Origin of the sequence: Oribacterium sinus (assembly GCF_963537195.1) — a bacterium.
GTDB lineage: Bacteria > Bacillota > Clostridia > Lachnospirales > Lachnospiraceae > Oribacterium > Oribacterium sinus_A.
The window spans coordinates 16,750-31,160 of record NZ_CAUTEG010000021.1 but is presented as its reverse complement, the minus strand read 5'-3'; the positions used below and the strand labels follow the sequence as shown (position 1 = coordinate 31,160).

The window sequence follows — 14,411 nt, the reverse complement described above, 5'->3', positions numbered from 1 at the left end:
TAACCCTGCTATTCAGCATTGCCCTTCTGACCGGCATAATTGTTTTCTTCTTTGGAAGAAACCTGGCAGGGATTTTTACGAAGGATGGAGAGGTTTTGCAATACGCCAAGGAAAGATTGGAGATTATCGTCTATCCGTATATGATTTTTGGTATGATGGATACTTTGGTGGGAGCGCTACGGGGTTTTGGCTGCAGTATTCAACCGATGTTTATCAGCTTGGTGGGAATTTGTTTGAGTCGTGTGTTTTATGTCATGGTACTTTTTCCTATGGAATTCTTCCATGGCTTACGGCCCTTATACATCAGTTATCCCGTGAGTTGGATGATTACTGCCTTTTCCCTGTGGATTATGTATTTCTATATCAGAAAACAGTATCCCAGGGTCGACTATCGTTAGGAGAAAGAAGATGGAAAGAAATTTTACGTTACTGACAGACTTTTATGAGCTCACCATGATGCAGGGCTATTTGAAAAGCGGCAAACACAAGGAGAAAGTAATTTTCGATATGTTTTATCGAAAGAATCCCTGTGGAAACGGCTTTGCCATTTGCTGCGGTTTGGAGCAGGTGGTTGAATATATCCGCAATCTGAATTTTAGTGAAGAAGATATTGATTATCTTCGGAGTTTGGGAACCTTTGATGAAGATTTTATTGAATATCTTCGAGGTTTTCACTTTACCGGAGATATATATGCCATTCCGGAAGGAACAGTAGTCTTTCCTAAGGAACCCTTAATCAAGGTAATTGCTCCGGTGATTGAGGCTCAGTTGGTGGAAACTGCCATTTTAAATCTGGTCAATCACCAGTCTCTCATTGCCACAAAGGCTTACAGGGTGGTGCATGCGGCTCAGGGAGACGGGGTAATGGAGTTCGGTTTACGAAGGGCTCAGGGACCGGATGCGGGAATATACGGTGCCAGAGCCGCGGTCATTGCAGGATGCATCGGTACTTCCAACGTTTATGCGGGACAGAAATTCCGTATGCCTGTGTTGGGAACCCATGCTCACTCCTGGATTATGTCTTTCCCGACAGAATTAGAGGCATTTAAGACTTATGCCAGACTCTATCCCAATAATTGTATTTTATTGGTAGATACCTATGATACCTTAAAGAGCGGTGTAAAGAATGCCATTCTTTGCTATGATGCCATGAAGGAAGAAGGGATTACCTTGAAGCGCTTCGGTATTCGTTTAGATTCCGGAGACTTGGCTTACCTTTCCAAGAAGGCCAGGAAAATGTTGGATGAGGCGGGCTATCCTGATGCAATAATTTCCGCTTCCAATGATTTGGACGAGAACCTGATTGCTTCCTTAAAGGCGCAGGGAGCTTGTATTACCAGCTGGGGTGTGGGAACCAATCTGATTACCTCGGAAAGTCAGCCCAGCTTTGGTGGAGTATATAAGCTTGCGGCTACATATTCGGATGAGGGACAATGGGTTCCTAAGATAAAACTGTCGGAGAACTCCGAAAAGATTACCAATCCCGGAAATAAGCAGATTTATCGTATTATTGAAAAAGACAGCGGAAAGGTATTTGCGGATTATATTGCCCTGGAGGAGGAGAGATTTTCCGAGGCAGAGGATTTGGTACTGTTTGATCCCATTGATACATGGAAGAAAAGTACCTTAAAGGGCGGAAGCTATGAGATGAGACCGCTTCTTGTACCTATTTTCTTAGGTGGCAAGTTGGTGTATAATTGCCCTTCTGTAGAGGAAATCAAAGCCCACTGCAAGAAGGAACAGGAAAGCCTTTGGGAGGAGTGCAGACGTTTAACCAATCCTCATGCCGTACACGTGGATTTATCCGATAAATTGTATGAGATGAAGAAGCAATTGCTGACGCAGTACAGCAGAGGAGAATAGGGACAATTTCTTGCTTTATTTTTCCCTAATCATTATAATAAGGCGACTAAAGGAATAAGAAGGAGAACTACATGTTTAAAAAAGTAGATAGCAATATGCAATTCGTGGAAAGGGAGAGAGAGGTCGAAGAGTTCTGGAAAAAAGAACAAATCTTCGAAAAGTCCATCCAGGAGCATAAGGAGGATTCCTCCTATGTTTTCTATGACGGTCCTCCTACGGCCAACGGAAAACCGCATATTGGTCATGTGGAAACCAGAGCCTTTAAGGATATGATTCCAAGATTTCATGCCATGAAGGGGAAGATGGTGCCCAGAAAGGCAGGATGGGACACCCACGGCCTTCCTGTAGAGCTGGAAATTGAAAAAGAAATCGGTATCAACGGAAAAGAACAGATTGAATCCTACGGGGTAGCACCCTTTATTGATTTATGTAAGAAGAATGTCTGGAAGTACAAGGGAATGTGGGAGGACTTCTCCTACAAGGTTGGCTTCTGGGCGGATATGGATAATCCTTATGTGACCTACCATGATGATTTTATTGAGTCCGAGTGGTGGGCCTTAAAGGAAATTTGGAAGAAGAAGCTCTTGTACAAGGGCTTTAAGGTTGTGCCCTACTGTCCCCGTTGCGGAACTCCCCTTTCCTCCCATGAGGTAGCGCAAGGTTACAAGGAAGTGAAGGAGCGTTCTGCGGTTGTTCGCTTTAAAATCAAGGGAGAAGAGGGTTATTTTCTGGCTTGGACCACAACTCCCTGGACCCTACCCTCCAATGTGGCACTTTGTGTACACCCTGATTTGGAATATGCCAAGGTAAAGGCTGCAGACGGTAATCTTTATATCCTGGCTGTGGCAAGACTGGATGCGGTATTGTCCGGTTTGGCGAAGGAGGGAGAAGAAGCTTATTCCATCCTGGAAACCTGTAAGGGTAAGGACTTGGTGGGACTTTCCTATGAGCCTCTTTACGAAGGAGCGGAAAAGGAGGCGGAGAGACAGCACAAAAAGGCCCATATTGTTGTTTCCGACTATTATGTCAGCGCGGATGACGGTACCGGTATTGTACATATCGCCCCCGCCTTCGGTGAGGACGATGGAAGAATCGGTAGGGAAAACGATTTAGCCCTTGTAAAGTTTGTGGATAGCGAAGGAAAGCTTACCGCGGAGACCCCTTTCTTCGGTATGCGTTGTAAGCCCACGGAGAAGGAAGTGGCGGAAGGCGCCATCAGTGCGGATCCGGAGGTATTGAAGGACCTGGAGAAGCGGGGACTTCTTTTTGACGCACCGAAATTTGAACATAGCTATCCCCATTGCTGGCGTTGCGGAACGCCCTTGATTTACTATGCAAGAGAAAGCTGGTTTATTAAGATGACCGCGGTTCGGGATGAGCTGGTTGCGAACAACAACACCGTAAACTGGATTCCCGAGTCTATCGGTAAGGGTCGTTTCGGAGACTGGATTGAAAATGTACAGGACTGGAGCCTTTCCCGTGATCGCTACTGGGGAACTCCTTTAAATATTTGGGAGTGTAAGGACTGTGGAGAACAGGAAGCTATCGGTTCCATTAAAGAATTATCGGAAAGAGCCGATAATTATCAGGAGGTCTTGGCAAAATTAAAGGCTGAGGGAGATAAAGGCTATTCCTCCGACTATGTAGGCTATGAGCACATTGAGCTTCATAAGCCCTATGTGGACTACTTAAAGTGTAAGTGTCCGAAGTGCGGCGGAGAAATGACCAGAGTCCCGGAGGTTATTGACTGTTGGTTTGACAGCGGTGCTATGCCCTATGCCCAGCATCATTATCCCTTCGAGAACAAGGAGCTTTTCGAGGCTCAGTTCCCGGCACAGTTTATCTGTGAGGCGGTAGACCAGACCAGAGGATGGTTCTATTCCTTATTGGCGGAGTCCACCATTTTGTTCCATAAGGCTCCCTTTGAAAATGTCTTGGTGCTCGGCCATGTACAGGATGAAAACGGACAGAAGATGTCCAAGTCCAAGGGAAATTCCGTAGATCCCATGGAGGCCTTGGAAAAGCACGGAGCGGATGCAATCCGTTGGTTCTTCTATACCAACTCCGCACCATGGTTACCCAATCGTTTCCATGATCAGGCGGTAGTGGAGGGACAGAGAAAGTTCCTGTCTACTTTGTGGAACACCTATGCGTTCTTTGTGCTTTATGCCAACATTGATAACTTCGATCCTACAAAATATACCCTGGACAAGAAGAGTCTTACGCCTATGGACAGATGGGTATTCAGTAAGCTGAATTCTTTGATTCTTACCGTGGATACCAATCTTTCTCAGTTTAAGATTCCTGAGGCGGCTGCCGCATTGCAGGAGTTCTGTGAAGACCTTTCCAACTGGTATGTACGTCGTTCCAGAGAGCGTTTCTGGGCCAAGGGTATGGAGCAGGATAAGATTAATGCTTACCTTTGCTTATATGAAGCTTTAGTGACTTTTGTTAAGTTGGCTGCTCCGCTGGTGCCATTCATTACCGAGTCTATCTATCAGAACCTGGTATGCTCAGTAGATAAGAATGCTAAACCTTCCGTTCATCTTTGTGCCTATCCGGTAGCGGATGAAGAGTGGATTGAGCCCAAGCTGGAAGAAAGCATGGAAGAAGTATTGTCTTTGGTACGTCTGGGAAGAGCGGCAAGAGAGAAGGCTCAAGTGAAGAACAGACAGCCTCTTTCCGCCATGTATGTTTCCGGAGGACAGGCTCTTTCCAAGGACTGGGAGAATATCATTACCGATGAGTTAAATGTAAAGTCCCTGCAGTTTAAGGAGGATTTGTCCGACTTTACGGCGTACATCTTTAAGCCTCAGTTAAAGACTGTGGGACCGAAGTACGGAAAGCATTTGAATGAGATTCGCCAGTTCTTACAAGACTTGGACAGCAAGTCGGGTATGGCGGCATTGGCAGAGGGAGCTATTCGTTTTACCACAAAGGATGGCACGGAAGTTGCCTTAGCCAAGGAGGATTTGTTAATCGAATCCACAAAGAAGGACGGCTTTATTACGGAGGAAGATGCTAAGTACACCGTAGTGCTGGATACCAACCTGACGGAGGAACTGAAGGAAGAGGGCTATATCCGTGAAATCATTTCCAAGGTGCAGACCATGCGTAAGGAAGCGGGCTTTGAGGTTATGGATCAAATTACCCTCTATGCCGAGGATAATGACTTCCTTATGGGCTTAATGAATAAGTACCAAGAGGAGTTATGCAAGACCGTTCTTGCTACAGAGCTTCTTTGCAACTGCTGTGAAGGCTATGAGAAGGAATGGGATATTAACGGCGAGAAGCTTTGCTTAGCTGTAAAGAAAAACTAAGGGCGAAAAGCTTTGCTTAGTGACAAAGGAAAGCTGAGCTTTGAAATTTTTGCTTAGATGCAAAGAAAAAATAAACGGTGAAACCATTTTCCCGCTTCGGCGGGAAAAATCACTATATATTACTAAAAGGAATTAGTAAGGGATGTATAAGGAGGAAGGATGCAAAAGTTTGACAAAGCACTGTTTAAAAAAGAAGTGGAAAACAATGCCAGAAAGCTTTTCAGACGAGAATTAACAGAGCTAAACGAGAAGGAAGCTTTTCATGCTGTAGCGGCAGCGGTACAGAATCAGATTATTGATGACTGGATTCGTACTACCAAGGCGGCTGAGGAAGAGGATTGTAAGAGAGTCTATTATCTTTCCATGGAGTTTTTAATGGGAAGAGCTTTGGGCAACAATATTTTAAACCTGACATCTCAGGAGGAAATTCGAGATGTGATTAACGAGCTTGGTTTAAACCTTTCCGCACTGGAAGAGGCGGAGCCGGACTGGGCTTTAGGAAACGGCGGTCTTGGTCGTTTAGCGGCCTGCTTCCTGGATAGCTTGGCAACCCTGGGCTACTGGGCTTGCGGATGCGGTATTCGTTATAAGTACGGCTTCTTCAAGCAGCAGATTGTAGACGGATACCAGAAGGAAGTGGCGGATGACTGGTTAAAGGACGGAAACCCCTTCGAGATTCGTCGTGCGGAGCTTGCCAAGGAAGTTCGTTTCGGCGGTTGGGTAGAGACTGTACAGGAGGAAGATGGAAGACTGCACTTTGTACATAAGGGCTATCAGGCTGTAGAGGCAATTCCCTATGATACTCCGGTGGTGGGCTACAACAACCATGTGGTAGACACTTTAAGAGTATGGGATGCCAAGGCAACCGACACCTTCCGTTTGGATGAGTTTGATAAGGGAAATTACCAGAAGGCGGTGGAGTCAGCCAATATGGCCAGAAATATCGTAGAGGTATTGTATCCCAACGATAACCACTATGCCGGTAAGGAGCTTCGTCTTCGTCAGCAGTATTTCTTCATTTCCGCATCTGTACAGACTGCGGTAGCAGACTATGCCAAGAGACATAACGGCGATGTTCGGAAGCTTTATGAGAAGGTGGCTTTCCAGTTAAATGATACCCACCCCACAGTTGCCGTGGCAGAGCTTATGAGAGTATTAATGGATGATTATCATCTGACTTGGGATGAGTCCTGGGAGATTACCTTAAAAACCTGCGCTTACACCAACCATACCATTATGGCTGAGGCTTTGGAAAAGTGGCCCATTGAGCTGTTCTCCAAGCTTCTTCCCAGAATTTATCAGATTGTGGAAGAGATTAACCGCAGATTCTGTGAAACCGTTCGGGCAAAGTATCCGGAGCAGGCGGAGGAGAAGATTGCCAAGATGGCAATTATCTATGACGGACAGGTGAAGATGGCACACCTTGCCATTATCGGCGGCCATGCGGTAAACGGTGTAGCGGCTCTTCATACGGAGATTTTAAAGAAGCAGGAATTAAGAGACTTCTACGAGATGTATCCGGAGAAGTTCTCCAACAAAACAAACGGTATCACCCAGAGAAGATGGGTTTACCATGCCAATCCGGAGCTGGCAAAGTGGATTACCGCCCATATCGGAGACCAGTGGCTTACAGACTTATCCAAGCTGGAAAAGCTGGCAGTTTATGCGGATGATAAGCAGGCTCAGGCTGAATTTATGGCCATTAAGAGACATAATAAGGAGCGTCTTGCCAAGTATGTACTGAAGCATAACGGCATTAAGTTAAATGTGGATTCCATCTTTGACGTAATGGTAAAGCGTTTGCATGAGTATAAGAGACAGCTGATGAATATCCTTCACGTGATGTATCTTTACAACCAGATTAAAGATCATCCGGAGATGGAATTCTATCCCCACACCTTTATCTTCGGAGCCAAGGCGGCAGCAGGTTATAAGACTGCAAAGCTGACCATTAAGCTCATCAATAATGTGGCAGAGGTCATCAACAATGATCCTTCTATCCAGGATAAGATTAAGGTAGTTTTCATTGAGGATTATAAAGTATCCAGTGCAGAGGTGATTATCCCTGCAGCGGACTTCTCCGAGCAGATTTCCACTGCTTCCAAGGAAGCTTCCGGTACCTCCAACATGAAGCTTATGGTAAACGGTGCTTTAACCATGGGAACTATGGATGGAGCGAACGTGGAAATCGTACAGGAAGTTGGGGCGGAAAATGCCTTTATCTTCGGTATGAGCAGTGACGAGGTTATTGCTTTAGAGCATAACAACGAGTACCGTCCTATGGACATTTTCAACAACGACCAGGAAATTCGCAGAGTCCTGATGCAGCTGGTAAACGGCTTCTACAGTCCTGAGGATCCTGAATTGTTCAGACCTTTGTATGATTCCCTGTTAAATACCAATGAATCCGACAGAGCGGATCGTTACTTTATCTTAAAGGACCTTCGTGCTTATATGAAGGCCCAGGAAGAAGCAGTGAAGAAGTTCCAGGATGAAGAGTGGTGGGCAAGAGCGGCTATTTTAAATACAGCCCATGCCGGAAAGTTCTCCTCTGACAGAACCATTGAGGAGTACGCTAAGGATATCTGGGGATTGGATAAGATTGTTTTTAAAGACTAAAAGGATTAGCTCGGAGAAAGTCATGAAATAGGCTTCGAAGCCTTGTACTTCAAAGAAGGAAAGTAATGACTTTGACGAATTAGAACAGGAGAGAGGAATGGAAGTCGAATTACAACGAACTCTGTCTTTAGAAGAGGAGAGGGACTGTAAGACACTCCTCTCTCTTTGTAATTTAGAGGAAGAACATCCCTACGATACAGATTTGGATTATGATTTCTTTTATCTCATTCGCAATGAGGGAGAGAAGGAAACGGGAATTGCCGAGGGAATATTGGCACTGCTTATGGGCTATAAGCTTGGAGAACAGCAGGGAGGAAAGGATGTGCTCCTTTGTCTTGCCTTTGTCCATCCCAAGATGAGGGGGCAGGGCTTATTTACCCAGTGTAAAGAAAGTCTGATGGATGATTTTCGAAACTGTGTGTTTCGATTTATGAAGAAGGGAGAAAGGGAAGAGGAATTTTCCCTTTCCTTTCCTTATTTGTATACAGAATATTTTTTGGAAAAGAAGCTGGAAGAAGGGATTGCTTTTCCGGGAGAAAAGAGAATTTATCCTTACGGAGAGGTTTATTTTTCTCCCTATAATGAAAAAACACTTTACCTTTACGGACTTATGGTGGAAAATAGGTATAGAGGTCAGGGAAAGGGAGAGGCGATTCTTCGGGATTGCTTTGAAGAAGGAGAGAAGGGACCCTATACCGGGGTGATTCTTCAGGTAGATTCCCGAAACAGCCCGGCCATGAAGCTTTATCAGAAAATGGGATTTTTGGTGAAAGAAGCCAGCTCCTATTATCAGCTGAAAAAAAGAAAGAAAGAGGACTAGGACTTGGAAAGAATCTATAAAATCATGAGAAATGTAGGAGGATCCTCCATTGCCTTAGGTGTTGTATTGATTACTTTGGGAATTGTTACCGGGGTGCTATCCATTGTACATGGAGCCATCTTGCTAAAAAGAAAAGAGGATTTAACGTTCTAAATCTCGAAGACATAGGGGGCTAAGCATTCGGGCTAAGCTCCTGTTTTCGAAGATTACTACGTTAAGTATGGTTTATGCATAGAAAAGAAATGACGAAAAATCGTTGGTTGGGGGTATTCTTTTTCTGCCTTTACCTGATTTTTCTCTTTTATGTTTTGTTTTTTTCCGAGTTAAAGGGCAGAGGCTTTATGAATCGGGCGGAATTTTCCTATAATATGGAGCCTTTTAAGGAGATTTTCCGCTTTCTTTTTTATTGGAAACAAATCGGTTTTGCCCATGCTTTGGAAAACTTACTGGGAAATATCATTGGCTTTTGCCCTTTGGGCTTCCTGCTCCCCAGCTTTTCCAAGCGTTGTAGGATGTATTGGTATAACACGGTGATGTCAGGCTATCTTTTATCCTTCGGGGTGGAAGCGATTCAGCTTATCTTCCGTGCCGGAAGCTGTGATGTGGATGACATTATCCTGAATACTCTGGGAACTGCCTTGGGCTATGTTCTGTTTCGACTCATACAAAGGGAAAGGAGGAGAAGAAAATGGAAGGAGAAAAGCGTTTTAGCTACATCCGAAAAAAATGGGCAAAGGGAAGCCTGGGAGCCATAATCAGTTCCTTTGTTTCTCTCTGCCTTTTCTTTTTCTGTATTGGGATTTCCTTTTATGAAAAAGGAAACGGGCCTTTAGTGATAGGAGCATTGGCATTATTTTCCGTGAATTTTCTTTTGATTTCCCTTCGTTTTGCCTTACCTGTGGAAAAGGGAAAATTCATTGAAAGACGTCCGGTCTATGTGGCTTTGGGCGTGGATATCGTTCTTTTGTTCTTATGGCTGGCTCTTTTACTCTTAGGCTTAAGAATGTGACTTTGCTGTCCGGCCTGCAGTATAGTGGCTTTGCTGTCCGGCCCGATATATCGTATTTTTAAATATAGACAAAGAAAAAAATTAGGAAATTCCTTTCTTTTTTGTAAGAGGAAGCAGACTGATTTTTGTTATAATGGAGGAGTCATGGGAGAAAGAAGAAATAGCGCTTTAGAACGGATTCGGGAGATTCCCTTGGAAATGAGGGAAGATTCTCCGTATAAAGAAGTATTTCGTCCCTTGGCTTTCTTTTTTTTGGATTATTTTAAAGAGCGGGAGAATCAAGAAGCACAGTCTTTAGAAGTAGCTGCTGTGGAGGGAAATACGGATGCATCCGTTCCGATTAGTTCTTTACTAAAACGCTATCAGAGGGAACTGCAGAATTTTCTTTTCCCCGGAATTGCTAAGGAAAGGAGTCCTTTCGGCGATTTCTTTTCCATTTTGATCTTCCTTTCCTTCGGGATTGTTTTGGAGAAGGAGGAAGAGGCACAATCCAGAATTTTGGAGCTTTATTTACAACTTTATCTTTACAGCCAATCCGATGAAGCATTGGAGAGAAGCAGGTTCCAAGATATTTTCTATTCTCATTTTTATGATTACTGCTGGGATTTCCTGGAAGAGCGTTATGAAGAGGAGGAGAAGGATCCCTTTTTATATCGCAACAATATCCTTTTCTTCGGATGGATGCCCTATTATGGAAGCAGTCCTTTCTTTTCAAAGGACTATGTTGAAAGCCATCAAAGGGATGCTGCCATATTTTTAGGAGATCGCTTTCTGTCCCACCTTTATCAGGCTTATGAACAAGAGGAGAAGCTCTGGCATAAGCGGAGGGGGAAAAGCAGAGTCCAAATTTTAGAAGAACAGTTTAAAAAAAGAACGAATTTTCAGCCGGAAAACTATTGTATAGAGAACACTCAAGGACTTTCCTTCCACGCCCATCAGGAAAAACTTTGGAAGAGCTTTTTAGAGAAAACCAAGGATGCAAGGATAGACTTTGAGATAATGAGGGAAAGGACTTAAAGTATTTTGCTTAGTATGAAGGAAAAAAAAGGAAAGAGCAGGGGGAGGATTTTTTTACTCCTTTCTTTTTGTTTTTTTATTCTTTTTCATAGTGTGGTAGCAATGGCTGCCAGCTGGCCGACAGCAGACTTAACTGCGGAGTCCGCCATTGTGGTGGATGCGGAAACCGGGGCGGTTTTATATGAAAAAAACGGAGATGTGAGAGAATATCCTGCCAGTATTACCAAGGTGATGACGGCGCTTGTAGTTTTGGAGCACGCATCCCTAGAGGATAAGGTGACATTTTCCCATGATGCGGTATACAATGTGGATCGGGGATCTTCCAACGCCCAGATTGAAGAGGGGGATGTTCTGACGGTAAATGACTGTTTGCATGCCCTGTTACTCAAGTCCGCAAATGAGGCGGCAAATGCTTTAGCAGAGCATGTGGCAGGATCTCGGGAAGCCTTTGCGGAGATGATGAATGAGAAGGCGAAGGAGCTTGGTTGCACAGGAACTCATTTTCAGAATCCTTCCGGCTTGCAGGATGAGAACCACTATACCACTGCAAGGGATATGGCGTTAATCGGTATGGCTGCGTTTCAGAATAAGGATTTTTTGGAAATTGAAAAAAATCTGAGTCATACTTTAGGGAATTTAAAGCGTCTTCCGGAGGGAAACACGATTTACATGGAGCATAAAATGATGCTCTCCAACACAAAGTTCTATGACAAAAGGGTAGTAGCGGGAAAAACCGGTTATACCCAGATTGCGGGAAATACCTTAATTAGCCTGGCGGAGGATCAGGGAAGAAAGGTTGTTACGGTAGTTTTGAAGGATAAAAATCCTTCTCACTACACGGATACAAAGGCCTTACTGGATTTAGCTTTTTCGGAAACGGAAAATCAAACTTTAGGGGAACATCCCGGTGCTTTAGAGGCCTTACGAAAAGAATTGGTATCCGCCGGAAAAATCACGGAGGAGAATAAGATTCATTTTCTGGATACCGTGAAGATTTCTCTTCCTAAGGGAGCAAGTCAGGACGGATTACAATACGTTTTCACGGATATTGCAGAAGATGCTCCGGCTTCCGCCCTGGGAAAAGTGCAGATTTTACTGGATGGAAAAGTTGTAGGGAGCGGATATATTGGGAAAGATCAAAATATTCAGGTCATTTTAAACAATAAGGAAACTAAGAAAAAGGTAGCGGTTGCAGCGGTTACCGTCAGCGGCTTTACGATTTTAGCCGGCTTCGGATTTTTCCTCTTTGGAGGAGGCGCCTTGTATGGAGCAAAAAACCTTCATGATGAACGGAAAAGAAAGAAGAAGTGGAAGGAAAGACGAAAGAAAAATCTGGAAGAGTTGCAGATTTCAGAGGAAGAATTTAAGATTCTGGTAGAAAAAAGAAAGTCAGAGAAAAAGAAGAAGTAGTGCAAAAAGAGCAAAGGAGACTTTGACGTATGGATGAGAAGAATCAGCAGGGCGGCACTGAAGCAAAGGAAATGGATGAGAGGAATCAGCAAAGCAAACCTGAAGCTATAGAACCGAAAGAGCAGGCTAAACAGGAGAGTTATAAAGCTACTGCTCAGCACAGGGAGTTTGAGCATTACGGGGATGCTGAGGATAGGGAAGAGGAAGAAGCTCTGGAAAGAGAACGGCAGAGACTTCGAGAGGAAAGAAGAGAGAGAAGAAAGCAAAAGGAAGCTGCCAAAAAAGCAAGCCAAAGAAGACGACTGTTTCTGCTTCTTCTTTTCCTTTGTGTAGTCTTTGTGGCACTTTTCCTTTTTTTGAGAAAAGGAAGCCCGGCTCAAAGAGGAGAGGAGAAAACAAGCAGTTCTGTAGCGGAAAGAGCTCCAATAGAAGTGTATTATGTAGAAGATAAGGGAAGTACTAAAGGCGAGGAGTTGGGGACTTATCTGGAAAATGCCGGAGAGAATAACGCATCCGTAAATCTACATACCTTGATTTATGAAGAAGGAAAAGAAGAAGACTTAAAGCAAGCATTAAAAGAGGCTAAGGCAGAGCTGTTGCTGGGAGAAGGCAGTGAAAAGCTGGAGGCATTTTTGGAAAAATTCTCTGTGGAGGAAAAAATACCCTACCTGAGTCAGAGCAGCAAGAAGCTGGAACCGGGAAATAATCATTTTGTTCTGGAAAAAAGTCTGGAGGATCAGGCGGTAGACCTGGGATTTTTCGCTTATAATGAGGCCTTCCGGAAAATGGGCATTCTCCTACAGGAAGGAGATGAGAAGAGTAAGACCTTAGCGGAACAGCTCTCGGAAAGCTTTCCCGAGTACGGAGGAACGGTAGAAATTCGTAGCTATAAGGGAGAAGAGGATTTTCAGGCGAAATTGTCGGAGCTGGAGGAAGCCGGAATAGATCTTTTGTTCCTTCCAAGTCCCGGAGATCAGGAGAAGGCGCTTCTTTCCGAGGAAAAAGCCTATAACATCCTTTTGGGAAAAGATTGGGATCAGGAGAATTTCCCCGGGGATTTAGAACTTCCCTATCCGGTATATCTCTACGGAAGAGAGAACAAGGCGTTGCCACTGGCGGAAAAGGAAGAGGAAAGTTCCGATTCGTCAGGAGAAGAGGCACAGGAAAGCTCTGCTTCGTCAGGAGAAGAGCCGCAGTCGGGAAGCAGATATGACAAGGATTTGCTGGGGATTCTTAGCAAGTTAAGAGCAGAAGTAAAGAAGAAGAGTCTTTTGCAAACACTGGAAAGCATGAGCTATCAGGGAGAATGTGGAGAGTACCACTTCCTTCCCGGACAATACTGTTTAAAAGGGCAGGGACAATTTTATGAATATCAGGGGCAAGAAAAAAGAGACCTGAATCCATAAAATGAGATAAATTCAGTAAAAATCTGCTTTTTTTCGAAGAAGGGAGCAATCATGAAATTTACCAAAATGGAAGGTTTAGGCAATGACTATGTTTATGTCAATGCCTTTACGGAAAAGGTGGAGAATCCTGAAGAGCTGGCAAGACGTATCGCAGACAGACATTTCGGCGTAGGTGGAGACGGGCTGATTCTGATTGAGCCTAGCGACAAGGCGGATGCCTATATGCACATGTTTAATGCAGACGGTTCAGAGGGCTCCATGTGTGGAAATGGAATTCGCTGTGTGGCAAAGTATATATATGACCACGGTATTGTGGAGAAGGAAAGAAGAAAGCTTCGTATAGAGACAAAATCCGGCATCAAGGACATTGAAATTTTTGTAAAAGATGGAAAAATGGAGAAGGCTACCGTGGATATGGGAGAAGTCAAGCTGGACGGAGAACTGCCGGAGAACATCGAAGTACGTGGGATGGCTCTACGCTTTGTAGGCATTGATGTGGGGAATCCCCATGCGGTTTATTTCCTGGAGGACAATCCTGAGCTGTCCGTTTCTTCCGTTTCTGAATTGGACTTGGAACGAATCGGAAAAGATTTCGAAGAGCATCCCCGTTTTCCGGATAAGGTAAATGCAGAATTTATCCAGGTGCTTTCCCCTACGGAAATTCGTTTCAGAGTCTACGAAAGAGGCTCCGGAGAGACCTTGGCCTGTGGTACAGGAGCAACTGCGGCAGTGGTGGCGGGAATTCTTATGGGAAGATTAGAGGATAGGGCCACCGTACACCTCTTAGGAGGAGATCTGGAAATATCTTATGATAAAAAAACAGGTCACGCCTTTATGACGGGACCGGCCAGAGAAGTCTTTAACGGGGAATGGATATAGAAGTTCATGTGCTTTATGGCGTATAGGCTTAAATGAGGGCACGCTCTCGCTAACCTCGCCACGTAGCT

The 14,411-nt window shown here is 44.5% G+C and carries 12 protein-coding genes; all 12 read left to right on the top strand.

The window, feature by feature from the left end; genetic code table 11:
* A partial coding sequence (locus RYL27_RS04190; RefSeq protein WP_314965459.1) for an MATE family efflux transporter occupies window positions 1-398 on the top strand: 398 nt, incomplete at its 5' end.
* Between the two features lie 10 nt (window positions 399-408).
* Window positions 409-1,863: a nicotinate phosphoribosyltransferase gene (locus tag RYL27_RS04185; protein ID WP_314965457.1), complete on the top strand. Its 1,455-nt coding sequence runs from the start codon at window positions 409-411 to the stop codon at window positions 1,861-1,863.
* A gap of 71 nt (window positions 1,864-1,934) precedes the next feature.
* Complete coding sequence (gene ileS / locus RYL27_RS04180; protein WP_314965455.1) at window positions 1,935-5,183, top strand: isoleucine--tRNA ligase; 3,249 nt, start codon at window positions 1,935-1,937, stop codon at window positions 5,181-5,183.
* Window positions 5,184-5,342: 159 nt separating this feature from the next.
* On the top strand, window positions 5,343-7,802 hold the full coding sequence (locus tag RYL27_RS04175) for a glycogen/starch/alpha-glucan phosphorylase (protein WP_183684134.1): 2,460 nt from the start codon (window positions 5,343-5,345) through the stop codon (window positions 7,800-7,802).
* Between the two features lie 97 nt (window positions 7,803-7,899).
* Window positions 7,900-8,622, top strand: a complete 723-nt coding sequence (locus RYL27_RS04170; RefSeq protein ID WP_304070368.1) for a GNAT family N-acetyltransferase — start codon at window positions 7,900-7,902, stop codon at window positions 8,620-8,622.
* Window positions 8,623-8,625: 3 nt separating this feature from the next.
* Entirely contained in the window at window positions 8,626-8,775 is a 150-nt protein-coding gene (locus tag RYL27_RS04165) for a hypothetical protein (protein WP_007156498.1), read from the top strand.
* Window positions 8,776-8,849: 74 nt separating this feature from the next.
* Window positions 8,850-9,377, top strand: coding sequence for a VanZ family protein (locus tag RYL27_RS04160; RefSeq protein WP_314965452.1), 528 nt, complete (start codon window positions 8,850-8,852; stop codon window positions 9,375-9,377).
* Window positions 9,311-9,631 carry a hypothetical protein gene (locus RYL27_RS04155; RefSeq protein WP_183684131.1) on the top strand — a complete coding sequence of 107 codons (321 nt, stop codon included), beginning with the start codon at window positions 9,311-9,313 and terminating at the stop codon, window positions 9,629-9,631. Before RYL27_RS04160 ends, RYL27_RS04155 begins: the two co-directional genes overlap by 67 nt.
* A gap of 144 nt (window positions 9,632-9,775) precedes the next feature.
* A complete protein-coding gene (locus tag RYL27_RS04150; RefSeq protein WP_314965449.1) occupies window positions 9,776-10,648 on the top strand; it encodes a hypothetical protein in 873 nt (290 codons plus the stop codon).
* A gap of 102 nt (window positions 10,649-10,750) precedes the next feature.
* The gene (locus tag RYL27_RS04145; protein WP_314965448.1) at window positions 10,751-12,058 is read left to right on the top strand and encodes a D-alanyl-D-alanine carboxypeptidase family protein; all 1,308 of its coding nucleotides are present in this window, start codon (window positions 10,751-10,753) and stop codon (window positions 12,056-12,058) included.
* Window positions 12,059-12,087: 29 nt separating this feature from the next.
* Window positions 12,088-13,464 (top strand): hypothetical protein, encoded by a 1,377-nt coding sequence (locus RYL27_RS04140; protein ID WP_314965446.1) that lies wholly within the window; start codon window positions 12,088-12,090, stop codon window positions 13,462-13,464.
* A gap of 51 nt (window positions 13,465-13,515) precedes the next feature.
* Window positions 13,516-14,343: a diaminopimelate epimerase gene (dapF, locus tag RYL27_RS04135; RefSeq protein WP_314965444.1), complete on the top strand. Its 828-nt coding sequence runs from the start codon at window positions 13,516-13,518 to the stop codon at window positions 14,341-14,343.
* The last annotated feature ends 68 nt before the right edge of the window (window positions 14,344-14,411 follow it).